The sequence below is a fragment of the Paratractidigestivibacter sp. genome (assembly GCF_052362415.1).
Lineage (GTDB): Bacteria > Actinomycetota > Coriobacteriia > Coriobacteriales > Atopobiaceae > Paratractidigestivibacter.
Genome location: NZ_DAWEMK010000195.1, coordinates 1 through 246, shown reverse-complemented (window position 1 = coordinate 246; position 246 = coordinate 1). Strand labels below are relative to the sequence as shown.

The 246-nt window shown below is 68.3% G+C and carries 1 protein-coding gene; it reads left to right on the top strand.

Annotated elements, in window-relative coordinates:
* The coding region (locus ACT84W_RS10830; RefSeq protein ID WP_444329227.1) for a DUF2207 family protein at positions 1-246 on the top strand (246 nt) is incomplete at both ends.

Below are 246 nucleotides of genomic sequence, written 5' to 3'. Positions count from 1 at the left end.
CCCTGGCCCAGCTCGAGGCACTCCGGCGTTGGCTCAAGGAGTTCACGCACCTTTCGGAGGCGGTGCCCGCCGACGTCGTGCTGTGGAACCGCCTGCTCGTCATGGCCGTGGTGCTCGATGTGGCCGACGAGGTCATCGACCAGCTCAAGGTCGCCTGCCCCCAGGTCATCGAGGATCCGTACTTCGCGCCGTGCTACGGCTGGTGCTATCGCGGCTACGGGATCGACGGCCGTGCGCCTGCCGCAG